Below are 23,068 nucleotides of genomic sequence, written 5' to 3' on the forward strand. Positions count from 1 at the left end.
TATGACAAAAGATGTCTTAGTCTTGTGGTAAGATACACTTCATACGCAAGAGAAGGAAGGGGCGCAGCCCATGACCAAATCCAAACGGCTGATGGAGCTCATGATCGCGGTGAACAAGCGGCGCAAGTTCACGGTGCGGGAGCTGGCGGAAGAGTTCGGCGTGTCGACCCGCACGATCATGCGGGACCTGCAGGTTCTCGATGAGCTGGGATTGCCATTGTATGCCGAATACGGTCCGCACGGGGGCTACCGGGTGCTGAACGAGCGGATGCTGCCGCCGATCATGTTCTCGGAACAGGAGGCGCTAGCGATGTTCTTCGCCTACCAGTCGCTGCAGCATTACGGGGCGCTGCCGTTCAGCGAGGAGTCGGTGACGGCGCTGAACAAGTTCTACTATTATCTGCCCGAAGACACCAAACAGAAGATCGACCGGCTCAAGGAGCGGGTCGTCTTCTGGACGCCGAAGCGCACGGCGGCGGTGCCGCACCTCCGTCTGCTGCTCGATGCTTCCCTCCGTCAGCGGCCCCTGCGCATTCTCTACGATTCGCGCGAAGGTGCAGGCGAGCGGTCGATCCAGCCGATCGGCGTATATTCCTCCAACGGCCACTGGTACTGTCCCGCTTTCTGCTTCAGCAAGCAGCGGTACCTTCTGTTCCGTGCCGACCGGGTGCTGCAGGCGGAGAGTACGGAAGAGGACCATCCGGCGGTGGATCTCAGCGGATTCACGATCGCGGATTGGTTCGTCCCGCCTTCGGAGCAGACGGACGGCCCGGGAGGGGCTGACCGCGGCTGGCTCGAGCTCGAGGTCCGTCTGACGAAGGACGGCGTCCGGCGCTGCCGGCGGGAAGCTTGGTTCCAGGAGGAGCTTGTGGTGGGCGCGGATGGCGAAGGGGTGATTCGCCTTCGGATCCGGCCGGACGAGACAGACTATTTTGCCGGCTTCTTCCTTAGTCTCGGTGCCGATGCGGTTGTCGTACAGCCGCCGGAGATGGTCTCGCGCCTGCGGGATGCCGTACGGAAGCTGTCCGCCGCCTACGCAGCAGGAGGGGACGGAGAAGGGGATCAATGCGGCCCGGTTACCGGAACGTAGATGTCGAACTCGCTGTCTTCGGACGGGGCGGGCGAATACCGGTGGTCATAGTACTCGATGTCCGGGGCCAGCGCCCGGCCGTACCTCCCGTTGGTGCCGAGCTACTCGTGAATCAACGCATAAGTCTGATCAAGCAGCGCCACGGGTCCCTTGTGGGTGAAGACGGCATAGAGCCGGGGCTCCAGCGTGACGGTGAGCATCCCTGCCGGCAGCTCCGCGGGCACTTCCGTCACGACCGCGCCTGTCACATAGTCGAAGGGCTCGCCGTCTCCCGCATCGACTCCGTAACAGATGCCGAGCGTGGCCGCCCCGCGTCCGGTGATCTCGGAGGTACGGGGCATGAAGGCGTTCCACTGCTCCGTTAGGGTCGGGATGACGCCTTCCGTGAGCCGGTGCTACCCCCTGATTCCTACCGCTTTCCACCCGCTGTGCGCTTCGATTCTTGGTTTCATACATTTGGCCTCCTGAAAGGTAGCGTGCAGCTGAATGTTTACAGGAGAATCTTACCGGAAGACGCTGAAGCAGTAACAACTCCAGCGCACGGACATTCTCAGCTCTTCGCCGCTTGCGATCCATTAATCGGCAACTTCTTGTGCAATACCTGTTTCGGACAAGGATATGTTTAGTAACGAACGAACCTGTTCCAGACGCTAAAATTCCCTATCAGAAAATGTAAGTTACACTATTGACGAAGAACATGGACATTGAGATAATAGTTAAGAAACCGGTTTCCTGAAGTTTCAATAATTATTCAATGAACGACTGGCTGGTGGTTGTTTAAAGAGCGCCGCTTGGTCGAATGCTTCTTTAATAAGCTAGAGCACAATCGGCGACTGGCAACTCGGTACGATAAATTGTACGTACCGAGTTGCTTTTTTACATCTGGCTTCTTCTATGGTTTCGTTGGACAAAGCGTATTCGACTCGTCATGGATAACTTGAACGCGTATACAATTTCGCGACTGTATGAAACGTGGAATACCTGATTTTGTAATAAAACCTATTATGTAAGCGCCCACACATGATGAAACTCTGAAGGGAGGTGAGCGAATGGATGATCCCGTTATGAAGGGAGGTGACAGAACCCGAGAGGTGCGATCGCGTCATGGTATGCAAGAAGGCATGAAGAATAAGCGCCACCGAATAGGCATTCTTTGCACTAATTAGAATGTCGCGTTGCTGATTTATGGAAGCTATGTTTGTATGCCTATACAAAGAGTATGAAATGAGGAGGATGTACACTTGAAAGAAAGCAAATCAAGGAAATGGTTTATTTGGCTGCTTGTATTATCGATGTGTTTGAGTTTGTTTAGCTTTACGGGCGGGGCAATGGCCGCTACTAATACGAATTATACGGTTACATATGAAAATACGACAGCGTCAGCTGTTACGCTGCATTGGTCGCTGAACAATTGGACGACTTCGGTGGATACGGCAATGACGAAGAACGGGACTACGTTTACCGCAAATCTCAGTGTTCCCGAGGGTTCCACCATAATCTATTGTTATCACATTACGGCTCCGACGGATAAATGGGATAATAATGGCGGTAAAAACTGGACGGCGGCGATTTCGGCCAATGGAAAATACGAGGCAGAGAATGCCGCATTATCTGGCGGCACGAAGCTGAACACCAATCACAGCGGGTATTCCGGAACGGGCTTTATCGGTGGATACGAAACGGCCGGCGCAACAACGACTTTTACCGTGCAGGCTTCTTCAGCGGGAAGTTATGATGCAACGCTCCGCTATGCCAATGCGACAGGCAGCGCCAAAACGATTTCGATCCTCGTCAATGGATCAGCCGTCCAAAAGACGACTCTGCCAAACTTGGCCAATTGGGATACGTGGGGGGACAAAACGGAATCTCTTACGTTACATGCAGGGGTTAATACGATCGCATATAAATATGATTCTGGAGACAGCGGGAATATTAACATCGATTATCTGACCGTTGTGTCAGGGGGAACATCCCCTAAAACTCCTGTGATTTCGGTCTCGCCTGAGCCGAAAACATACAGCACCGCCCAAACGGTAACGTTAACCAGCACTAGCGCCGGAGATAAGATTTACTACACGACGGACGGCTCTACGCCTACGACATCGTCAACACTATACACCTCGGCGATTCAAGTGTCATCGTCGATGACCATCAAGGCGTTCGGAGTGAACGCAGACGGTCAAGCAGGCAGTATAAACAGCTTCGCTTATGTTATTGAGCCGAAGGCAACCGGGTTAACGGTGCATATCAAAAAACCTTCGACCTGGAATTCAGCGGTCAGAATCCACTATTGGAACTTGGTTCCGGCATCGGTTCCAACGAGCGGCGCATGGCCGGGTATTCTGATGAATTCGGACGGCAACGGCTGGTACAGCTATACCATTGCCGGAGCCACAAGCACAAGCCTGATTTTTAATGACGGCAGCGGCAAACAATCGGCGGATTTGTCCCGCAGTGCCAAAGAGGGCTGGTATTACAACGATAACGTCTGGTACGATGTCAATCCGGAGAGTCCTAAAATTCCAGCGATTACCGTCTCGCCTGAGCCCAAAACATACGACTCCGCCCAAACGGTAACGTTATCCAGCACCACCAATGGAGATAAAATTTACTACACGACGGACGGCTCTACGCCTACGACATCGTCGACCTTATACACATCTGCGATTCCAGTTGCTTCATCGAAGACTATCAAAGCATTTGGAGTCAATTCAGCCGGTCAAGCAGGAAGCGTAAGCTCCTTCTCTTATGTGATCGACCCGAATGCCGATACGCAGCCTCCCAGCATCACGCCGAATTTGCCAGTGGGACGCTCCGAGACAGCGGTAACCGTATCCTTTACCGTGAAAGATAATAAGGCTGCAACAACAACAGCCTACTATACAATGGATGGCACCGAGCCGACAAAAAGCTCCCCGACGTATATTTCCGGTAATGCATCGGCCGGCTTGACCGGACCATCGATCCTGATTTCCAAGTCAACGACTTTGAAATTCCTGGTGGTTGACGGCGCTGGCAATCAGACAACGCAAAGCTTCGTCTATAACATTGGAAAAAACAGCGGCGATTTCCGCGAGGACACGATTTATTTCGTTCTTCCTTCCCGATTCTATGATGGCGATCCGAGCAACAACGTGCATGCCTGGGATGATGCCAAGGCAAAGAATCCCGATTCAGACCCAGCATGGCGCGGTGACTTTAAGGGGCTAATTCAAAAGCTGGATTACATTAAAGCCCTTGGCTTCAGCGCGATCTGGGTTTCGCCGGTCGTGCAAAATGCCAGCGGTTATGATTATCATGGGTACCATGCGATTAATTTTGCCAAGGTGGACCCGCGGTATGAATCGGCTGGTGCTTCTTACCAGGATCTGATCCATGCGGCTCATGCCAAAGGGATCAAAATTATTCAGGATATCGTGCTCAATCATACCGGCAATTTCGGTGAAGAGAACCTGTTCCCCCTGTTCAAGAAAGACCCGACTAAACCGGACACAGTCAATAACATGATCAAAATTACCGATAAGCTGCCGGCAAACTACGATTCCATGACACCCGATCAGCAGTATCAGGCAAGAATCGCTTTGATGAAGACTGAGGGAATGAACAACAATATATACCACACCGAGAAAAGTCTTTCCTGGGAATCTTACACTGTACAAACAGGGCAGATTGCAGGGGATTGCGTGGATTTGAATACGGAAGAACCGAAAGTTGCCCACTACTTGACAGACGTTTACAACAAGTATATCGATATGGGAGTTGACTCTTTTCGAGTCGACACGTTGAAACATGTGAGCCGTTATGATTTTAATAAATATTTCTTGCCTGCATGGAAGGAAAGAGGCGGCTCGAACTTCTTTATCTTCGGCGAAGTGGCTACCCGCTATCGGGATGTATGGAACAGCGGCATTCCAGCGATTTCGACGCCATTCTATACGTGGAAAGAATCGAAATCCTATCCGGGCGACGGCAAGGATGACTACGCTTCCAATAAGGCGTCCGTTGAACAACAATGGGCCGATAACTCAACGACGGCAGGACAACCGACATCGAACAACGCGTTCTTGAACGGCAACAACTATCATACACCGGACTACTCGAAGAAATCGGGCATGGATGTGATCGACTTCCCGATGCATTGGGCATTTAAGACGGCAAGAGAAGCATTCGCCATGAAAAGCGGAGACCAATACTACAATGATGCAACCTGGAACGTAACGTACGTCGATTCGCATGACTATGCGCCTGACCAAGCTCCGGAGAATCAAAGATTCGCCGGAACGCAGGATACTTGGGCGGAGAATCTGAACCTCATGTTCACTTTCCGGGGCATACCGACGATTTTCTACGGCAGTGAAGTAGAATTCCAGAAAGGCCAAGTGATTGATGTAGGTCCGAACGCTCCGTTAAGCACGACGGGCCGCGCTTATTTTGGAGACCGCATCGAAGGCAGCGTGACGGTAACAGACTACGGTAAGTATACGAATGCGACAGGCACGCTTGCGGAAGCGCTTCAATATCCTCTGGCGCAGCACATCAGAAGCTTAAACCTGATCAGAAGAGCCGTTCCGGCCCTGCAAAAAGGCCAGTACTCCACGGAGAATGTAAGCGGCGATTTGGCGTTCAAAAGAAGATTTACAGATACGTCTAAAGGGATCGACAGCTTTGTCCTGGTGACGATTTCTGGAAATGCGACTTTCACGGGAATTCCGAACGGAACCTATGTCGACGCAGTTACCGGCGATACCAAAACAGTATCCAACGGCAGTATCACGCTAAACTGCTCCGGCAAAGGAAATGCAAGAGTGTACGTACTTAACGGCAAAGGTAAAATTGGGGAAACAGGTACTTATTTGAAATAAGATGAATGAAGAGGGCCTTCGAGCCCTCTTTATCAATATATAAGAGTTTATATCTCGCCAGGGCTCGATCCTGTAATCTTATATATCTTATAAACGCGCATCGTCCCTCGTCTTCCTTTCAAACACGAGAGAGAACAAAATGTGAAACACGGCCAAAGAAGGGAGGCCAAACGACTTTCGTATGCCTGCATCCCGCAGAAGTTTGCTTTGAGTTGGTTAAGTTTCACAAGACGCGCCGGGAGAAAGGCTTGGGCCAGCGCTCCATCAGTCCGTCAGCCCGCTTACAGGCGAATGCAGATTTTGCCGAAGTGGGCGCCCTGCTGCAGGTAGCGCAGCGCCTCCACCGACTCGGCGAACGGGAATACACGGTCGATGACCGGCCGGATCCGGCTTGCACGCAGTGCCCGGTTCATATCCTCGAACATCTCGCGGCTGCCCACATTCACCCCCTGCAGGGTCACTTTCTTCTGAATGGCAGCGATGAGATCCACGCCCTCTGCGGTCGTACCCGAGAGGACGCCTATGATGCTGACGCGTCCACCTGGACGCACGGCTGCCAGGGCGGCGTTCAGCGTAGCGGCCCCGCCGAGGTCCAGTACATGGTCCGCCCCGATCCCCCCGGTCAGCCGGAGTACCTCCTGCTCCCACTTCGGGTGCGTCTTGTAGTTGATCCCGAAGTCGGCGCCGAGCGTCGCGGCCCGCTCCAGCTTGGCGTCGCTGCCCGAGGTGATGATCACGCGAGCCCCGTGCAGCTTCGCGAACTGGAGCGCGAACAAGGCTACGCCGCCGGTGCCTTGGATGACCACGGTCTCGCCGGCCCGGATCCGGCCTTCGGTTACCAGTGCATGCCAGGCGGTCAGTCCGGCGATGGGCAGGGCGGCGGCTTCCTCGTCCGTGAGGTACTCGGGCACAAGCACCAGCGCTTCTTGCGGGAACACCGCATATTCCGCTAGCACGCCATCCCTGGGCCCGCCCAGGGTGGAACCCAGCATTTGCCGTGAAGGGGTTCCGCTCACCCATTCCTGCACGAAGATGGGGCAGACGCGGTCGCCCGGCTTCACGCGCGTCACGCCTTCGCCTAAGCCTTCCACCACCCCGGCCCCGTCCGAGACCGGGATGAGAGGCAGCGCCTCCGCTCCCACATAGAATCCCCCGACCACCCCGAGATCCCTGGCGTTCAGCGAGACCGCTTTGATGCGTACCAGCACTTCTCCCGGTCCCGGTACTGGCTTAGCCCGTTCCCCCGCCCGGATGCCTTCCAGTCCAAAAGTGTCCTTCAATTCAAATACGTTCATGTTCATCGCTCCTGTTCATTCCCTATATAAGGGGATAATGGGTATCTGTTTGGCATTTCTTGCTAGACAAACGATACCTCATCCACTAAATTAAAGTAAGAAGGCACTTTGGAGTGGGTAAGGCACCCCAAGGTGCGCCATGGAGGGATGAGCATGAGAGTGGACGGGAAGCCGGAGACCGATATCTCCGCCGCAGCGTGCAGCTACAGCCTGGCACTGGATGTGATCGCGACCAAGTGGAAGCCGCTGATCATCTACGCGCTGGAGAACGGCAGCCAGCGGTACGGGGAGATGAAGCGCCGGATCGAGGGCGTGTCCCAGAAGATGCTGACCGAGACGCTGCGGGGTATGGAGAGGGACGGACTCATCGTCCGCACCGTGCATCCTTCCGTTCCCCCGGCCGTTGACTATGAGCTGACCCCGCTCGGCAGGACCCTGATCGAGCCGCTTCAGGCGCTGCATTTGTGGGCGAAGGCCCACCACCAGGAAGTGGTGGAAGCCAGGGAAAGGTTCGAAGGGGCGGTCTTGGGCGGAACGAGCAGGAACGGTTAAGACCGGCAGACAGGTAGGACGGATACAAGCGGGAACGCCGGCATCCTGGCGCCTTTTCCTCCCCTAAATGGAATTGGGCCTTCCTGCGCATGCTATACGGCAAAGGGGCGGCTATGTCGTTCGGAAGAGGGAGGAGCGGTGCGGGATGTCCACCGTACAGAGCAAGGACAATGCGATGATAACGGCCCTGGCGGATCCGCAGCGGAGGCAGCTGATCGGGCTGCTGAACGGTGCGCCCGGAAGCACGGTGAGCGTCCTCGCGGAGGAGCTGGAGGTCCAGAGGGCTTTGGTGCTGAAGCAGCTGAAGCACCTCGGCGAGGCCGGGCTGCTGACCTCCCGGCAGATTGGCCGGGAGAAGCTGTATTACGCGGACACGAGGCAGCTGCGGACGCTGCTCGAGCCGCTGCTTGGACGACCTGCGGACACCCGGGAAGGCAGGCTCAGCGAGCTGAAGAAGCAGCTGGAGGAGGAGAAACGGCGCAGCGCCGTCAAGCTTCCCAGGCTGACGTATGGCACGCTGATCCGCTCCGGACCCGGTGAGATCTGGGAAGCGCTGCGGAGCCCGGAGCGGACAGCCTCCTACTGGAGGAGCTGCCGGCTGGTGATGGACGGACCGCCTCCTGCGACATACCGACTCGAACGGGCGGACGGCAGCCTGGCCGCGGCCGGAACCGTCCTCTCGGCTGAGCCCTCCCGCCGGCTCGAACTGACTTGGGGAGAGAGTCCGGAGGCGCCAGCGGGAGGGCTTCCTGAGGTTGAGGGTCGTCTGCTATGGGAGTGGGAGCCGCTTTCAGGCCGGCCCGGCGTCTGCCGGGTCACCATAACGGTCACCGGCGAACTTCGCACGGAGGATTCGATCCGGGGGACGGACGGAGGATGGCCGGGGATCCTGGCGGGACTGAAGACCCTGCTGGAGACGGGAGAAGAGCTGTAGGCGGGAGTGGACCGCGGACGGCTCTTTTTTCTTGAGATACAAGAATTGATACCTCACCAGAGCTCGATGCTGTCTTCTTATATTTCTAAGTAAACGCGCATGGTCCGTAAAGGATAGCGAAGCCGTCTATCTGGCTTCCGAGGTTCGCACGGCAGTCCCCTCCTTCGCGGCTCCCCGCCCGGTATACCGTGGTGTTCGGGCCCTCCCGGTGGTATAATAATCCTCGATCAACGCCAACATTTGGAGAGTGAGTGAGCCGGAGCATGAACGTGCGCGAGCATTTCGGAGAAATCGACATCTATTTGTTTGACCAGCTGCTCAAAGGGCGGATCCAGCCCGGCATGCGGATTCTGGATGCGGGCTGCGGCGGGGGGCGCAACCTGGTCTTCTTCCTGCGGGAGGGCTATGACGTCTACGCCGTGGACCGCAGTCCGGCGGCCGTTGAAGAGGTCCGGAAGCTGGCAGCGGGGCTGAGCCCCCGCCTGCAGGAAGAGCGCTTTCGTGCCGAGGGGCTCGAGAAGCTCAGCTTCGCCAACGATACCTTCGATGTCGTGATCTGTTCCGCCGTGCTTCATTTTGCCGAAGACGACAGGCATTTTGGCGAGATGGTCGGGGAGCTCTGGCGGGTGCTGAAGCCCGGAGGCCTTCTCTTCACCCGGCTCGCGTCGGATATCGGGATGGAGGCGCACGTGCGGCCGCTGGGAGACGGACAGTATCTGCTGCCGGACGGCACACAGCGGTATTTGGCGAGCGCCGCGCAGCTGCACCGGATGACGGAGAAGCTCCACGGCCAGTTCCTGGAGCCGCTGAAGACCGTGCAGGTGGAAGGGCTCCGCTGCATGACGACCTGGTGCGTGAAGAAGCCGCATATTCTGTTCTTCGATCCGATTGCCGAAGGGGCCGCGGAGCATGCGCAGGAGAACGACCATACGGATATGAGGGAGAATACCCCATGAAAATACGAGTATCTGCCGTGCAGTATCATCTCCATACGATCGGCAGCTTCGAGGAGTTCGCCGCGCAGGTGACCCATTATGTCAAGACCGCTGCGGAGTTCGAGGCCGACTTTGTCCTCTTCCCGGAGCTGTTCACCACGCAGCTCATGTCGGTCGGCCGCGGAGACGGCACCGGGGAAGCGCTGTCCATCGACGAGCTGCCCTCGTATACCGAGCGGTATCTGGCGCTGTTCGGGTCACTGGCTGCGGACACCGGCATACACCTGATCGGGGGCACGCACATCATCTCGGAGAACGGGCGGCTCTACAATACGGCGTTCCTCTTCTATCCGGACGGACGCGTCGCCGAGCAGCGCAAGCTGCACATTACGCCGACCGAGGTCAAGGAATGGAACATGGCGGCGGGTAATGCCCTCCATGTATTCGATACGGACAAGGGCCGTATCGCCGTGCTGATCTGTTACGACATGGAATTCCCGGAGATCGTGCGGATGGCGCGGGCCCGGGGGGCCGACGTTATCTTCTGTCCTTCCTGCACGGACGACAAGCACGGGTTCCACCGCGTGCGCTATACGTGCCACGCCCGGACCATCGAGAACCAGATTTACGTCGTGACGACCGGGACCGTCGGATCGCTGCCAACCGTCGACTTCATGCGCGGCAACTACGGGCAGGCGGCGATCCTTACGCCCAACGACGTGCCGTTCCCTCCCGCAGGTGTCATGACGGCCGGGGAGATCAACGGGGATATGGTCATTACCGGGGATCTCGATCTGTCGCTGCTTCACGAGGTGCGGGAGAAAGGGTCGGTCACGACGTGGCGGGACCGCCGGACGGACCTCTACACGGACTGGTCCTAAGGGGCCGGCCGGGCAAAGGAGGCGCGTAAGGCACATGACAACCCCGTTCTACCGCAAGGAGATGTACGTCTTTGACGGGGACAAGCCCGTGCATGCCGTCATCCGTTCTTATACGGAGGAGGACTTTGCCGGATTGATCCGCATCCAGCAGGAGAGCTTCCCGCCTCCGTTCCCCTCGGAGCTGTGGTGGAATGAAGAGCAGCTTCGCCACCACGTGACGCTGTTCCCCGAGGGCGCTCTGTGTGTTGAGATTGGCGGCGAGCTGGCCGCCTCGGTGACCGGGCTGCGGGTCGATTACGATCCGGAGGACGGGGACCATACGTGGCAAGCGATCACGGATGGAGGCTATATCCGCAATCACAAGAGGGACGGCAACACGCTCTACATTGTCGACATCTGCGCCAGGCCCGCGTACCGCAAGCTGGGGCTGGGCCGGTGGATGATGCTGTCGATGTACGAAGTGGTTGTGCGGCTTGGCGTGCAGCGGCTACTTGGCGGCGGCCGGCTGCCGGGATATCACCGCCATGCGGATGCGATGAGTGCCGAAGCGTACGTGAATCAGGTGCTGGACGGGACGCTGAAGGACCCGGTGATGACGTTCCTGCTCCGCTGCGGCCGGACGCCGGTCAAGCTCGTCCCGGGCTATCTCGAGGATGAGGAGTCCTTGAATTACGCGATGCTGATGGAGTGGCGCAACCCGTTCCTTAGCGGACCGCCGCCGGATGCGCGTTTGAAAGACTGAGAGATGGCGATACAGGAAAGGGAAGGCTCCGCTGCTTCGGCGGGGCTCTTTTTTGCGTTGTCCGGGCGCGGTCCCCGGCAGCAGTGCCGCCGGACGCATCGTCACGCAAGCGGATGCGGGTTCAGCAGCGCGCTTCTCTAAGGCATGCCGATCCCGCATCCGCCGGGCAGGGTTTAGCTCTCTTTCTTTTGGCAACAATGGGAGGTGTAAGGTTCTGGAAACCGAAGGAGGAAAAGAGAGTGAAAGGTTACACAAGCGCAGGAGTTCTCCTGTCCGCGATGCTTCTGGTGAGCGCCTGCGACGGCGCCCCCGGGACTTGGTTCGGATCCGGCGGCAAGGCGGACTCCAGCCATTATCACGAACCGGTGCAGAAGAGCGGGAGCGAAGCCGTCATGGCCTATGAGTCCAAAGAAGTCCGCGAGGTGGAGCTGATTGGTATACGCGGCACGTCCATCGGCAAAGCGAAGCTGAGCCAAGCGGCCGACGGTGTGCGGATCCAGCTCGATGCGGCCCACCTGCCGCCGGGAGTGCACGGATTTCATGTGCATGAGAGCGGCAAGTGCGAAGCCCCGGACTTCAAGAGCGCCGGGGCCCATTTTAACCCGGGTGGCCGCAAGCACGGCACGGAGAATCCGGAAGGCGCCCACGCAGGCGATATGCCGAATATCGAGGCCGATGCGAACGGCATGGCCAAAGCGGATTTTGTGATGAAGGGGCTTACGCTCGAGAAGGGCAAGCCGACCTCCCTGCTGAAGGATGGCGGCACCTCGCTCGTCCTTCATGAGAAAGCCGATGACTACAAGACGGATCCGTCCGGCAACTCGGGCGCACGGATCTCTTGCGGCGTGATCCGGTAAACCTCGTGCCGTGAATACACGGTATACAGCACAAGCGTATCAGCCTTTCCCCGCGGCGGGGAAAGGCTTTTTTTGGTCTTGCGGTTTGCGGACTGCGGCGGAACGGATTACGAGGTAATAGGCTGCACCATGTTCACATCGGCGTCAGCCCGGCCATGAATTCGCGGGCGGCCGCGGAGAGCGGGACGCCCTGCAGCGTCACGAGCCCCACCTCGCGCGGCGGAATCGGGACGGCGAGAGGCAATTCGACGAGGCCTTCGCGCTGCATCTCCTCCTGCGCGAATTCACGGACCACGCAGGCGATGCCCATCCCGATGCGCGCGAACTGCAGCAGAAGGTCCATGCTGCCGAGTTCGAGCTCCGGCTGCAGGGTGAGTCCCTGCGCGGCCGCATAGCGGTCGAGATGCTGCCGTGTGCTCGTCCCCTGTTCGAGCAGGATCAGGGGATAGCCCAGCAGAGACTCAAGCGTGAGCGGAGCGGCGGGATCGGCCAGCGCCGCATACCGTCTCCCCGCTGCGAAGCAGTCTTGGATGCGCAGGCAGGGCTGCACATCGAGCTGCGGGTCCTGCACCGGCAGATGCACGACGCCAAAATCAATCCGTCCTTCCTTCAGCAGGGCCACCGTCTCTGCTGTGGTCCGGTTCGTCACAGACACCTTCACCGCAGGGTACGCTTCCCGGAACGATTCCAGGCGGGGCAGCAGCACGTGCCTGCAGAGCGTATCCCCCGCCCCGATATGGACCTCTCCGGCTTCCAGTCCGTGGATCTCGCCGATGCGGCGTTCCCCCGCTTCCATGAGATGATAAGCCTGCTCGATGTACGAATGGAGCACTTCGCCTTCGCCGGTTAACCGCACGCCTTTCGACGAGCGGAAGAAGAGCTGGCCGCCGAGTTCTTTCTCGAGCTGCTTGATCGAGTGGCTGACGGCAGGCTGGGTAATGTAGAGCTCTTGGGCCGCTTTGGACAAGCTGCCGGTTCGCGCCACCGTATAGAACACCCGGTACCATTCCATATTTGCAATCATTGGGATATAAACCTCACTTATGACGGGTATGAGAAATCATGATTATTTTTATAGTATATTCTTGGATTATAATCGGGAACGAGGGGAGAGAGCAACTCCCGAATCGAAGTTCCCGGCGGGAACAAAGGAGCGAATGATCATGAGTGTAACGGCGATCGTAGGGGCGAATTGGGGAGACGAGGGCAAAGGCAAGGTGACAGACCGCTTCGCAGCCGAAGCGGATGTCGTCGTCCGATTCCAGGGAGGGAATAATGCAGGGCACACGATCATCAACGAATACGGCAAGTTCTCGGTGCATCTGCTGCCGTCCGGCGTATTCCATCCGCACATCGTCAATATGATCGGGCCGGGTGTGGCGCTGAACGCTTCGGCGCTGCTGGATGAACTGGATGCGCTCCGGGCGGCAGGCGTGCCGGAGCCGCAGCTCAAGGTATCCCACCGCGCGCAGCTTGTGCTTCCTTATCATGCGCTGCTGGATAATCTGGAAGAGGACCGGCTCGGTGCGAAGGGGTTCGGTTCGACGCGGAAGGGGATCGCGCCCTTCTATGCGGACAAATATGCGAAGCTGGGGCTGCAGGCAGGGGAGTTGGCGGACAGGGAGCGGGTTCAAGCCCGCATCGAGGCCGCCCTGGCGGGCAAAAATGTGCTGCTCGGCCATCTCTACGGGCGCGAGCCTCTGGATGCCGCAGCCTTGACGGATGAGCTGATGCGTGCCGGGGAGAGGCTGCTGCCGTATCTGAGCGATACGACGGAAGAACTGCATGCAGCGCTGCGGCGGGGGAGCTCCGTGCTTGTCGAAGGCCAGCTCGGCGCGCTGCGCGATCCGGACCACGGGATCTACCCGTATTCGACCTCTTCGTCGACGCTCGCCGGTTTCGCTGCGGTAGGCGCAGGGATCCCGCCACACGAGATCCGCCGGATCGCGGCTGTGACGAAGGCGTACTCCTCCTGCGTCGGTACGGGGCCGTTCGTCACAGAGCTTGGGGGAGCCGCGGCGGAAGAACTGCGCCGGCTCGGCGGATCGGCCGGCGAATACGGAGTCGTGACCGGCCGGCCGCGCCGCGTGGGGTGGTTCGACGGCGTCGCCACCCGGTACGGCTGCATGGTGCAGGGGGCGACCGAAGTCGTGCTGACGAACCTGGATGTGCTCGGGTACCTCGACGAGATTCCGGTGTGCACCGGCTACAAGATCGCCGGCGAGGTGACAAGCTCCTTCCCGCTGAACCGGGAGCTGGAGGCGGCGGAGCCTGTCCTCGAGCGGCTGACGGGCTGGCGGAGCGATGTCAGCGGCGCGCGATCGATGAGCGACCTGCCCGAAGCGGCGCAGCGCTATGTGCTGCGGCTGCAGGAGCTGATCGGGGTGCCGGTCCGCTGGATCTCGGTCGGGCCGCGGCGGGAGCAAATGTTCGAAGTTTTTCCTCTATGAACCTCTCATTCCCTATAGTATACTAGGGGTCCGGCCTTTCCTATACGCCTGCGGCAGAGTGATAGCCAAGCAGTACGCGGAGCCGGTAACCTTGATACATAAAGGGAGCTGACACGATGAAATTCGATGTGGACTATATATCCTTCTTCGTCATCCAGGTGGATGGGGAAGAGAGCGGCAAGCGCAGCAAGCATTACCAGACCATGGACGGCGAAGACTACGCGGAGAGCGAGCTGAGCAACTTTCTCGACGGGGAATTCGCGAAGACGGCGAAGCGCAAAGCCGAGCGCAATCCGAAGGCGGAGCAGGTGCCGACGAAGATCGGACGCTTCATCGCCGAGCCGGGGTACGACCTCGACAGCAACCCGAACTATAATTTGTTCGCGCGGCTGAAGACGGCGGAGAACATCGACCAGTTCATGGGCCATGCCGACGAACTCGTGACGACGTACATGGATACGAGCGCGATCCGGGGCGGTGCGATGTTCGTGGTGCGGGCGAGGCTTAACCAGTATTTCGACGAACCGTTCCTCTTCGTGTTCAAGTGCGACTTCGAGCAGAAGATCGCGCGCATTACCGACGAGCGCAGCCTCCTGAACCAAGTGGAGATGGCGATCTCGGCGAAGAACATGAAGTCGATCATGTACCCGCATATGCCGGAGCCGGGCATGGTGGACAACTGGGAGCTCAAAATCCACCAGTCCTCGCACGCCAACTATTTTGAGGACTTCCTGAAATTCGTCGAGTATGAGAAGTCGATGCCGGAGCTTGTGAACGAGCAGGTGATGGACTTCGTGCAGCAGTACGTCGAGCAGGTCTACGAGCATAACGAGGAACAGAAGCAGCAGGAACTCGAAGCGATGGATCTCTGGGCGCACAGCGAGCAGCGCGAGCTTCAGGAGAAATGGGAGCCGGCCCAGGTCATGGAAGCCGCATCCGTGCTCATCGAGCAGAAGCCCGATATAGAGATGAAAGTCAAGCTCGGCAACATGACCGTCCGGGCGCTCCTCGCCGACTTCGGCGACCGGCTGCATATCGCAAGACACGGGGACCGCTACGTGCTCGTGCTCGAAGGCGATGCCCTGCAGTTCGACCGCGGCATCTCGCCGGTAGAGCTGCTCGCCCCGGAATCGCTTGACACGGTCGTCGAGCGCTTGAAGCAGAAGGCGTTCGAGGAAGAGCATGAGCGCAGCGGAATCGGCGTGTTCGCGTAGGCTGGAACTGTACGGACTGCCGGGGAAATGCCGGGATGCAAGGGTGGAGAGCAGAGGGCTACACGATCACCAGAATAGCGGAACCCGTGGTGCTTGATGGGGCGATGATCGACCGGATGGTATCGATTATCGCCTCATCAGTATCCCTGGTTCCGCTATTTGAATTTGGGCCGTTCCGTGTGTAAAACTAGCAAAGAGAAAAGGGAACACTTGTTCGTTTGTTCGTCTTGTGATACAATAAGGTTACAATTGAATCTTGGGTGGGTTTGGTGTCCCTTCTTGGCTGTAAGGCTTGTAAGCGTTTGTTTTCAGCCGGTGCAGAAGGGAGGTGAGACCATGGAAGTCAAAGACGCCATCGCGATGATGCTGACGTTCGGCTCCTTTCTCGTTGCACTCCTGACTTATATCAATAACTCCAAGAGAAAGTAAAAACCCACCCTAAGGTTACCGCCCAGGTGGGTTTTCTTCACTCCATGTATGACTAGGAGGGGAAGTGCCCATCCAAGCCAATTGTCGAAGGCCGAGTGTTCCAGCACTCGGTCTTGTTGTTGTATCCATCATATCACGAAGCGCACCCCGTGACAAGGAGCATTCCCCCTGCAGAGCGAGGCGGCAAGCGGGATGCGGCCGTCCGCATACCGCTTGCCCCAGAGCCTGTACAGCCGCTTCTATGGCGTCAGGCTATCCCATCAGCGCTGCCGCACGCGGCCGTCCTTGAACACATCGAGCAGCAGCTCGCTGCCGGCCTGCGCCTCCCATGCGGAGGCGAAGCGGACCGCATGGGATACGCCGAGGATATCGTAGCGGCTCACGAGATGCTGCCGCGCCGTGCCGATCACGAGCGTGTGCAGGCGCACGTCCTTCTCGCGTCCGAGATCGCCGAGCGCATCGCGTACAGGCGGCGACACGGTTCCGACGCCGTCGGTGACCATGACGAAGTCGGCGTCCCCGTAGCGCGGCTGGGAGCGCACAATCTCGATGCCGCGCTTCAGCGGCGCGTCAAAGTGCGTGCCGCCGCCGAAGGCAAGCTGCGACAGGGCGTAGAACGACGGCCAGTCCGGCTTGCGCCAGTACAGCGGGCGTTCGATGAGCTCGCCTCGGGCGCCGAAGAGGATCAGCAGGAAGTCGCGCTTCTCGAGCAGGGAGAAGGCGGCGAACGTGCCGACGAACACCTGGGCGAGCTGCAGCTTGCTGCCGCGCATGGAGTGGGAGGTGTCGAGCATGCAGACGACGGGTCCCTTCTGGGGCTCCTGCGTCCAGCCCGTAATGTTGTAGGTAAGCAGCTTGCGCTCGAGCCACTTCACCATGAAGAAGGCTTCATAATCCGGATCGGCGAGCAGGCTCGCTTCGCTCGGCAGCAGGTGCGAGATGTCGCCGGACTGCCGCAGGTCGTCATAGCTCTCCGGTACGCGGGGCGAGCGGAGCTTGCGCCGCTGCGCCTTGAGGTGCTGTACGTTCCGGCCGATCTCCTGCAGGAAGGCGAGCAGCTGAGGCTGCTTCTTGAGCTTCTCGAGCCACGCCTGGTAGTTCGAGAACGCCTGCCGCTGCAGCTTGCCGAGATCGCTGCCCCACTTGCGGTTCGCTACGCGCTGGCTCGCCTGGACGAGCTCGTGCACGCTGAGCGTCTCGGTCTCCTCGCGGCCCAGCGACTCCTGCAGCGCCCGGTTCAGCCAGCTGCCGAGCTGCTCTTCGAGCTCGCGGACCGATTCCTGCTCGCGCTTCGTGAGGCGCTCAAGCTGCTTCTCCCGCTCGGCCAGCTCGCTTTCGGCCTTCTGCAGCTTCTGGCGCAGCTTGTCCCGCCGCACAAAGTCCGTGCGCAGCTCCTCCTGCAGCGAGCGCACCCGCTCCTTCAGCTCGGCGATCTCGGAGGCGGCGAGGGGGCGGCTGTCGAGCGCCGCCTGCTTCTCCTCGGCATTACGCTTGCCGCGCTGCAGCGTGTAGCCGACCAGGCGCAGCTGCTCGACCTGCTTCTCGGTCAGATGCTCCTGAATCTGGGACTGGTCCTGTCCCTGCTGGCGCTGCTTGTCGTTCAGGCCGATCGTGCGCAGCGTCTGTTCTTCCTTGCGGCGGCGCTTCACTTCCTCCTCGAAGCTCTCGGTGAGCCACATCAGCGCCTTCAGCGCGGTCTTGAACGAAGCGTTCACCTCACCGGCCGTCCGGGGATGGATCGTGCGGTAGAAGAACTGCCTCTGCAGCGCGTCCACCAGCCAGCGGTGGAACGGCGAGGCCGAAGAGCCGCGCTCGGTCTCGGGACTTATGAGATAGAAGCACATGAAAAAATCGGCGAACAGCTCCAGGGAGAACCAGGGCGTCTGCGCCTGGGCCTGGCGGATCCACTCCTGGGCCGTCCGCGAGGAGTGCACGTAGCCATCGAATACATAGCGGTCGATCCGGGCGGCGCGAATGATCAAAGGGATCCCTCCTGGCGCTCTTGTCTACAGCGTATAGTCGTACTGCAGGCCGGGAATCTCCCGGTCGAACAGGGTGCGGTACAAGCCCTGCAGGCTCTGCAGCGTCCGCTCCCCCTGGATGCGCAGATGCGTGTATTTGACCGCATACTGCGCCGTGTGCAGGAGAAGGAAGTTGCGGTTATGGATGAAGCCCGGCAGGTCCTTCTCCCGCTGCAGCCACTGCACCAGCTTGCCCCGCAGCTCGCGGGCGGTTTCTTCGAGCTCCGTACGGCATTCCTCGAGGTTCGCTTTGGCCTTCTCCTGGTCTTCCTTGCTCATGCGGGCGCCGACTTCCTTCTTGAACTGGAACGCATGCAGCTCGTCTTCCTTCTGGAGCCAGTGCTTCGCGGTCTGGTCGTACCGCTTCAGGGGAAGCTCCCGCTCCGTCTCCGCCTTCAGGGCTTCCTGGAACGACTTCTGGAAAATCTCCTGCAGGGTGCCGAAGTCTTCGGGGAAGTCCCACAGCATGTGAGGCGTGAAGACGGTATCCCATACGTTGACCTCCGTGCGCCCGTTGAGCGCGGCCGACGTCTTCCACAGCCCGCCGATCTTGCGCCACCGGCGGTCGGAGAGGGAATACTCCTTCGTCTCCATCTCGCTCTTGACCCCGTACAGCATATAGATCAGCGGTTCGGGGATGGTGACCGTCTCGGCCGCCGCACGGATCCGGCGCACGTCCGATAGCGACAGCAGCTCGGGGAGGGGGCCCTCCGGCAGCTGGAACATCCGCTCGTAACTCGACATCTGCTTCAGATAGCCGACCTCGTAGCGGATCAGGAACCGGTCGTACAGGGCGGCGAGCTGGTCGTTCTCCTCGGGCAGCTCGTTGGAGGCGGCCATGAGGAACAAGAGCGGCACTTCCTGCTTGTCCTGTCCGTTGAAGAAGACGCGTTCGTTGAGGATGGAGAGCAGGGCATTTAGGATGGCGCTGTTCGCTTTGAAGATTTCATCGAGAAAAGCGAAGTCTGCGGTGGGCAGATACCCCTCGGTCTTGCGTATATACAGATCCTGCTTCAGCTGCTGCAGCGAAACGGGACCGAACATTTCGTCGGGCGTGGTAAAGCGGGTCAGCAGGTAGTCGAACCACTTGCCGCCTCCGAACAGCTGGGAGACTGCACGGGCAAGCTGGGATTTGGCAGTGCCGGGAGGGCCGACGAGCAGCGCGTTCTCACCGGCCATGAGGCCGAGCAGCAGCAGGCGGATCAGCTCCTCGCGCTCCAGGAAACGTCCTTCGAGCAGCGAGATCGCTTTTTCCAATTTCTCTTGTATCGACTGGGTTTCATTCATAGCGGCAGTCCTCCTCGGGGCATCGGCGGTATCGTGCATCGTGCATTCCTATATTGTAGCAGACCTGCCGTTTTTTCTCTAACCGGGCTGAGGCCGGGCTGCGGCCGGTAGAGCCTTCGTCCGGACGGGAAGGCACCCTTATTGTTCTCCTGGACCGGTGGGTTTTATTTCCTCGCCCTACCCGTGATACAATAGTAGCAACTTCCGGAAGAACGATGCCGGTTCGGCGTACATAAATCACAAGGAGAGATGAACCCATGTCTGTTTACGATTATACGGTCCGCACGATCGACGGCCAGGAGAAGACGCTGGCGGAGTACAAAGAAAAGGTGCTGCTCATCGTCAACACGGCGAGCGCCTGCGGGCTTACTCCGCATTACCAGGGGCTTCAGGAGCTCTATGAAACCTACGGGGACAGAGGCCTGACGGTTCTCGGATTCCCCTGCAACCAGTTCGCCGGGCAGGAGCCGGGTACGGAAGCGGAGATCAAGCAGTTCTGCGCGCTGAAGTACAACGTCACATTCCCGATGTTCGCCAAAGTCGATGTCAAAGGCGAGCATGCGCACCCGCTGTTCACGTATCTCGTAGAGAATGTGCCCGAAGATACCCGGACAGGCGATATCGAATGGAACTTCGTGAAGTTCCTCGTCGACCGCGAAGGCACGCCGGTGAAGCAGTTCAGTGCCCGGACGGAGCCGTCCGCGCTGACGGCGGATATCGAGAAGCTGCTCGGCTAGCGGAAGAAGCGGCGAACCGTATGGAAGGCCGCAAGACCAGGACAAGCCGTAGGCGGCAGTCCGGTTCCTTAGGACGAAGGAGCCGGCTGCCTTTTTTCATATTTAAGAATTTATATCTCGCCAGGGATCGATCCCATCATCTTAAATATCTTATAAACGCGTATCGTCCTTAAAGTGCGGCGAAGCCGTTTATCTGGGATTGCCGGCATTGGCACCAGCGGCTGCCTATCGGCATCTTCCTCCACGCTGTGTGCAGCGCGCCAATCCCTGGATGACGGACTGCCCGGCTCGCAGAAGTTCAGCGAAGAGAAGCAGGGAGCGGGAGAAGGGGCCCCGCCAGGGCATGGACTAGCTTTTTATACGAAGCCCTCTAGTGCTTCCGGGCAAAAGCGACTATAATAAGCGGGAAGGGAACCGCATCGGGAGTGCAAACGTGTGCAATTCCGGTCGAATCGCCTGAAGCGCAGGACGGCGGTACAGCAATTATAGGTTCTTGTTAGTAAGAAGAGAGGATCTTCCGGCAGCCGGTCCGTCCGATCCGCAGTCTAACATCATAGTCATAAGAACAGAGCAGGAGGGATAGCCATGGAATCCATGGAGTTTGGAATAGATCAAAAGTACGCCCATCTCGGAGACATTCTCCGCTCGATGGGCAAGGTGGTTGTCGCCTTCTCGGGCGGCGTGGACAGCGCCTTCCTGCTGAAGGCCGCGCTGGAATTCATGGGGCCGGAGAACGTGCTGGCGATTACGGCCGATTCGGAGACGTATCCGGTCCGGGAGAAGCTCGAGGCGATCGAGCTGGCGAAGGAGCTGCAGGCTCCGCATGAAGTCATCCACACGAGCGAGCTCAATATTCCGGGGTACGCGGAGAATCCGACGAACCGGTGCTACTTCTGCAAAAATTCGCTGTTCGACCATCTGATTCCGATCGCGCGTGAACGCGGGTTCGCCCATGTCGTCTTCGGCGCGATAGCCGACGATCTCGGCGAGCACCGCCCGGGACTGCAGGCGGCTCACGAACAGGGCGTACGGGCGCCGCTGCTCGAAGCGGGCATCAAGAAGTCGGAGATCCGCCATCTGTCCCGCCGGTTCGGGCTGAAGACCTGGGATAAGCCGTCGTTCGCCTGTCTGTCATCGCGGATTCCTTACGGCGAGGCGATCACCGCCGAGAAGCTCTCGATGATCGACCAGGCCGAAGACTTCCTGATCCAGCTCGGCTTCCGCCAGGTGCGGGTACGCCAGCACGAGAATCTGGCGCGGATCGAAGTGCCGGCCTCGGAGCTTGGCGAGCTGCTGCCGGTGGCGGAGACGGTCCACGCCAAGCTGAAGGAGATCGGCTACGCCTATGTGACGCTGGACCTCAAAGGCTACCGTTCCGGTTCGCTGAACGAGGTGCTGCCTGCGGATCAGCAGGCGGTCCAAGCCGTTGCGGGAGCGGCAGACTAACCCGGCTCCTGAGGAGCAAGATAGAGGAGGGGCAGCGGTGACGAAACCGAAGGTATACATATCCAAAAGCATTCCGGCCAAGGTCCTCTCCTATCTGGAGGAGCACTGCGAGTGCCGGATGTGGGGCGGAAGCGGCGGGGCCTCCAGGCAGGGTCTCCTCGCCGAATTGAAGGAAGCCGAAGGCCTGCTGACGACCGGCGGCCCTATCGACACGGAGCTGCTGGAGCATGCGCCGAAGCTGCGGGCGGTGAGTTCCATCTCGGTGGGATACAATCATTTTGACCTGGACGCCATGCGGGCCCGCGGCGTGATCGGGACTCATACGCCCTATGTGCTCGACGACACGGTAGCCGATCTGGTGCTGGCGCTGATGCTCGCCTCTGCCCGCCGGGTTCCGGAGCTGGACGCCTTCGTCAAGCAAGGGCAGTGGCAGCGGGGGCGCGGGCTGAAGGAGGAGGACTTCTTCGGCATGGACGTGCATCATGCGACGGTCGGCATCATCGGCATGGGCCGGATCGGAGAAGCGATTGCGAAGCGGGCGGTGCATGGCTTCGATATGGAGCTGCTCTACTACAACCGGACCCGGAAGCCGGAGGCGGAGGAACGCTTCGGCGCGCAGTACGTCTGCCTGGAAGAGCTGCTGCAGCGCTCCGACTTCGTCGTCCTGATGACGCCGCTGACCGCGGAGACGAAGCTGTACTTCCGCCGGGAGCACTTCGCGCTCATGAAGCCGACGGCCTTCTTCATCAACGCTTCGCGCGGGCAGACGGTGGACGAAGCAGCCCTGATCGAAGCGCTGCAGAGCGGCCGCATCCGCGGGGCGGGCCTCGACGTCTTCGACCCGGAGCCGCCGCAGCCGGATAATCCGCTGCTCGCTATGCCCAATGTCGTGACGCTGCCGCATATCGGATCGGCGACGGCGAAGACCCGCTACGATATGGCGATGCTGGCTGCGCGCAATCTGGTCGCCGCCTTAACCGGCGGCCGTCCGCCGCATGTGGTGAAGGAGCTTGCGGATCTGGTGGAGCAGCGCTGAGACGGGAGGGCACCCGCCAAGGGCGGCTGGCGACAGCCCGTTGAACAAAGCGGGGCGCGATGCCCGGATACCGAACGCAGTACGGAACAGGGAGAGCTCTTACCGCGGGTTAAGCGGGGCTCTCCTTGTTCGTTGTCTCCAGCCTTCTTTCGCAATCAGAGCGCGTCACGCGTCAGGCCGCCATCCGCTAGCGTTGACGAAAGATCTCGAACGAACGAAGCTGGGAGGCCTGCATCGGTTTATTTCAGATCGGGGGAAGTAAAATAGAGTTGCATAGACACACTTGTTTCTGCTAAGCTA

At 59.2% G+C, this 23,068-nt stretch carries 20 protein-coding genes and 1 pseudogene; 15 read left to right on the plus strand and 6 right to left on the minus strand.

Going from position 1 to position 23,068, the window contains the following annotated elements; genetic code table 11:
• Positions 1–70 precede the first annotated feature (70 nt).
• Positions 71–1,090 (plus strand): helix-turn-helix transcriptional regulator, encoded by a 1,020-nt coding sequence (locus tag O9H32_RS18865; protein ID WP_269867678.1) that lies wholly within the window; start codon positions 71–73, stop codon positions 1,088–1,090.
• 101 nt (positions 1,091–1,191) lie between these two features.
• Here O9H32_RS18865 and O9H32_RS18870 read toward each other — a convergent pair whose 3' ends face one another.
• Together O9H32_RS18870 and O9H32_RS18875 are read right to left on the minus strand one after the other, a co-directional pair.
• Positions 1,192–1,464 carry a GyrI-like domain-containing protein gene (locus O9H32_RS18870; RefSeq protein ID WP_269867725.1) on the minus strand — a complete coding sequence of 91 codons (273 nt, stop codon included), beginning with the start codon at positions 1,462–1,464 and terminating at the stop codon, positions 1,192–1,194.
• A 144-nt stretch (positions 1,465–1,608) separates the two neighbouring features.
• Positions 1,609–1,710 (minus strand): annotated as a pseudogene (locus O9H32_RS18875) (DNA alkylation repair protein); the annotation flags it as partial.
• A gap of 621 nt (positions 1,711–2,331) precedes the next feature.
• Between O9H32_RS18875 and O9H32_RS18890 the strand changes: the two are divergent.
• A complete protein-coding gene (locus O9H32_RS18890; RefSeq protein WP_455072785.1) occupies positions 2,332–5,952 on the plus strand; it encodes a chitobiase/beta-hexosaminidase C-terminal domain-containing protein in 3,621 nt (1,206 codons plus the stop codon).
• A 281-nt stretch (positions 5,953–6,233) separates the two neighbouring features.
• On the opposite strand, the gene O9H32_RS18895 is transcribed toward O9H32_RS18890, so the two are convergent.
• Complete coding sequence (locus tag O9H32_RS18895; protein WP_269867679.1) at positions 6,234–7,247, minus strand: zinc-dependent alcohol dehydrogenase family protein; 1,014 nt, start codon at positions 7,245–7,247, stop codon at positions 6,234–6,236.
• Between the two features lie 153 nt (positions 7,248–7,400).
• Here O9H32_RS18895 and O9H32_RS18900 point away from each other — a divergent pair, with 153 nt between their 5' ends.
• The 6 genes from O9H32_RS18900 (at position 7,401) to O9H32_RS18925 (ending at position 12,148) form a co-directional block, all read left to right on the plus strand.
• Positions 7,401–7,799: a winged helix-turn-helix transcriptional regulator gene (locus O9H32_RS18900; RefSeq protein WP_269867680.1), complete on the plus strand. Its 399-nt coding sequence runs from the start codon at positions 7,401–7,403 to the stop codon at positions 7,797–7,799.
• Between the two features lie 145 nt (positions 7,800–7,944).
• Positions 7,945–8,733 carry an ArsR/SmtB family transcription factor gene (locus O9H32_RS18905; protein WP_269867681.1) on the plus strand — a complete coding sequence of 263 codons (789 nt, stop codon included), beginning with the start codon at positions 7,945–7,947 and terminating at the stop codon, positions 8,731–8,733.
• A gap of 263 nt (positions 8,734–8,996) precedes the next feature.
• Complete coding sequence (locus tag O9H32_RS18910) at positions 8,997–9,689, plus strand: class I SAM-dependent methyltransferase (protein WP_269867682.1); 693 nt, start codon at positions 8,997–8,999, stop codon at positions 9,687–9,689.
• Positions 9,686–10,549: a carbon-nitrogen hydrolase family protein gene (locus O9H32_RS18915; protein ID WP_269867683.1), complete on the plus strand. Its 864-nt coding sequence runs from the start codon at positions 9,686–9,688 to the stop codon at positions 10,547–10,549. The genes O9H32_RS18910 and O9H32_RS18915 overlap by 4 nt, the downstream gene beginning before the upstream one ends.
• A 34-nt stretch (positions 10,550–10,583) precedes the next feature.
• The gene (locus O9H32_RS18920) at positions 10,584–11,291 is read left to right on the plus strand and encodes a GNAT family N-acetyltransferase (RefSeq protein ID WP_269867684.1); all 708 of its coding nucleotides are present in this window, start codon (positions 10,584–10,586) and stop codon (positions 11,289–11,291) included.
• Between the two features lie 239 nt (positions 11,292–11,530).
• Positions 11,531–12,148, plus strand: coding sequence for a superoxide dismutase family protein (locus tag O9H32_RS18925; protein ID WP_269867685.1), 618 nt, complete (start codon positions 11,531–11,533; stop codon positions 12,146–12,148).
• A gap of 133 nt (positions 12,149–12,281) precedes the next feature.
• On the opposite strand, the gene O9H32_RS18930 is transcribed toward O9H32_RS18925, so the two are convergent.
• On the minus strand, positions 12,282–13,172 hold the full coding sequence (locus O9H32_RS18930; RefSeq protein WP_269867686.1) for a LysR family transcriptional regulator: 891 nt from the start codon (positions 13,170–13,172) through the stop codon (positions 12,282–12,284).
• Between the two features lie 139 nt (positions 13,173–13,311).
• Here O9H32_RS18930 and O9H32_RS18935 point away from each other — a divergent pair, with 139 nt between their 5' ends.
• The 4 genes from O9H32_RS18935 to O9H32_RS18950 all read left to right on the plus strand — a co-directional run bounded on the left by O9H32_RS18935 (position 13,312) and on the right by O9H32_RS18950 (position 16,241).
• Complete coding sequence (locus tag O9H32_RS18935; protein ID WP_269867687.1) at positions 13,312–14,598, plus strand: adenylosuccinate synthase; 1,287 nt, start codon at positions 13,312–13,314, stop codon at positions 14,596–14,598.
• Positions 14,599–14,714: 116 nt separating this feature from the next.
• Positions 14,715–15,812, plus strand: coding sequence for a DUF3900 domain-containing protein (locus O9H32_RS18940; protein WP_269867688.1), 1,098 nt, complete (start codon positions 14,715–14,717; stop codon positions 15,810–15,812).
• Positions 15,813–15,847: 35 nt separating this feature from the next.
• Positions 15,848–15,997, plus strand: coding sequence for a hypothetical protein (locus tag O9H32_RS18945; protein ID WP_269867689.1), 150 nt, complete (start codon positions 15,848–15,850; stop codon positions 15,995–15,997).
• Positions 15,998–16,148: 151 nt separating this feature from the next.
• The gene (locus tag O9H32_RS18950; RefSeq protein ID WP_269867690.1) at positions 16,149–16,241 is read left to right on the plus strand and encodes a putative holin-like toxin; all 93 of its coding nucleotides are present in this window, start codon (positions 16,149–16,151) and stop codon (positions 16,239–16,241) included.
• Between the two features lie 260 nt (positions 16,242–16,501).
• Here the strand turns inward: O9H32_RS18950 and O9H32_RS18955 are convergent, their stop codons facing one another.
• Together O9H32_RS18955 and O9H32_RS18960 are read right to left on the minus strand one after the other, a co-directional pair.
• Positions 16,502–18,223, minus strand: a complete 1,722-nt coding sequence (locus tag O9H32_RS18955; protein ID WP_269867691.1) for a hypothetical protein — start codon at positions 18,221–18,223, stop codon at positions 16,502–16,504.
• 24 nt (positions 18,224–18,247) lie between these two features.
• Positions 18,248–19,549: an AAA family ATPase gene (locus O9H32_RS18960; protein ID WP_269867692.1), complete on the minus strand. Its 1,302-nt coding sequence runs from the start codon at positions 19,547–19,549 to the stop codon at positions 18,248–18,250.
• Between the two features lie 257 nt (positions 19,550–19,806).
• On the opposite strand from O9H32_RS18960, the gene O9H32_RS18965 reads away from it, so the two are divergent.
• From O9H32_RS18965 to O9H32_RS18975, 3 genes are all read left to right on the plus strand, one after another.
• Positions 19,807–20,286, plus strand: a complete 480-nt coding sequence (locus tag O9H32_RS18965; protein WP_269867693.1) for a glutathione peroxidase — start codon at positions 19,807–19,809, stop codon at positions 20,284–20,286.
• Positions 20,287–20,871: 585 nt separating this feature from the next.
• On the plus strand, positions 20,872–21,732 hold the full coding sequence (gene larE, locus O9H32_RS18970; protein WP_269867694.1) for an ATP-dependent sacrificial sulfur transferase LarE: 861 nt from the start codon (positions 20,872–20,874) through the stop codon (positions 21,730–21,732).
• Positions 21,733–21,769: 37 nt separating this feature from the next.
• Positions 21,770–22,768 (plus strand): 2-hydroxyacid dehydrogenase, encoded by a 999-nt coding sequence (locus tag O9H32_RS18975; RefSeq protein ID WP_269867695.1) that lies wholly within the window; start codon positions 21,770–21,772, stop codon positions 22,766–22,768.
• Positions 22,769–23,068 lie beyond the last annotated feature (300 nt).

It is taken from the genome of Paenibacillus caseinilyticus (assembly GCF_027533645.1).
GTDB classification, from domain to species: Bacteria; Bacillota; Bacilli; order Paenibacillales; family NBRC-103111; genus Paenibacillus_G; species Paenibacillus_G caseinilyticus.

What these genes read in the sequence shown, in the direction of transcription:
- O9H32_RS18865 (WP_269867678.1), top strand. Translation starts at nt 71, where the DNA reads ATGACCAAATCCAAACGGCTGATGGAGCTCATGATCGCGGTGAACAAG.
- O9H32_RS18895 (WP_269867679.1), bottom strand. Translation starts at nt 7,247, where the DNA reads ATGAACGTATTTGAATTGAAGGACACTTTTGGACTGGAAGGCATCCGG.
- O9H32_RS18900 (WP_269867680.1), top strand. Translation starts at nt 7,401, where the DNA reads ATGAGAGTGGACGGGAAGCCGGAGACCGATATCTCCGCCGCAGCGTGC.
- O9H32_RS18905 (WP_269867681.1), top strand. Translation starts at nt 7,945, where the DNA reads ATGTCCACCGTACAGAGCAAGGACAATGCGATGATAACGGCCCTGGCG.
- O9H32_RS18910 (WP_269867682.1), top strand. Translation starts at nt 8,997, where the DNA reads ATGAACGTGCGCGAGCATTTCGGAGAAATCGACATCTATTTGTTTGAC.
- O9H32_RS18915 (WP_269867683.1), top strand. Translation starts at nt 9,686, where the DNA reads ATGAAAATACGAGTATCTGCCGTGCAGTATCATCTCCATACGATCGGC.
- O9H32_RS18920 (WP_269867684.1), top strand. Translation starts at nt 10,584, where the DNA reads ATGACAACCCCGTTCTACCGCAAGGAGATGTACGTCTTTGACGGGGAC.
- O9H32_RS18930 (WP_269867686.1), bottom strand. Translation starts at nt 13,172, where the DNA reads ATGATTGCAAATATGGAATGGTACCGGGTGTTCTATACGGTGGCGCGA.
- O9H32_RS18935 (WP_269867687.1), top strand. Translation starts at nt 13,312, where the DNA reads ATGAGTGTAACGGCGATCGTAGGGGCGAATTGGGGAGACGAGGGCAAA.
- O9H32_RS18940 (WP_269867688.1), top strand. Translation starts at nt 14,715, where the DNA reads ATGAAATTCGATGTGGACTATATATCCTTCTTCGTCATCCAGGTGGAT.
- O9H32_RS18945 (WP_269867689.1), top strand. Translation starts at nt 15,848, where the DNA reads ATGCAAGGGTGGAGAGCAGAGGGCTACACGATCACCAGAATAGCGGAA.
- O9H32_RS18950 (WP_269867690.1), top strand. Translation starts at nt 16,149, where the DNA reads ATGGAAGTCAAAGACGCCATCGCGATGATGCTGACGTTCGGCTCCTTT.
- O9H32_RS18960 (WP_269867692.1), bottom strand. Translation starts at nt 19,549, where the DNA reads ATGAATGAAACCCAGTCGATACAAGAGAAATTGGAAAAAGCGATCTCG.
- O9H32_RS18965 (WP_269867693.1), top strand. Translation starts at nt 19,807, where the DNA reads ATGTCTGTTTACGATTATACGGTCCGCACGATCGACGGCCAGGAGAAG.
- larE (WP_269867694.1), top strand. Translation starts at nt 20,872, where the DNA reads ATGGAATCCATGGAGTTTGGAATAGATCAAAAGTACGCCCATCTCGGA.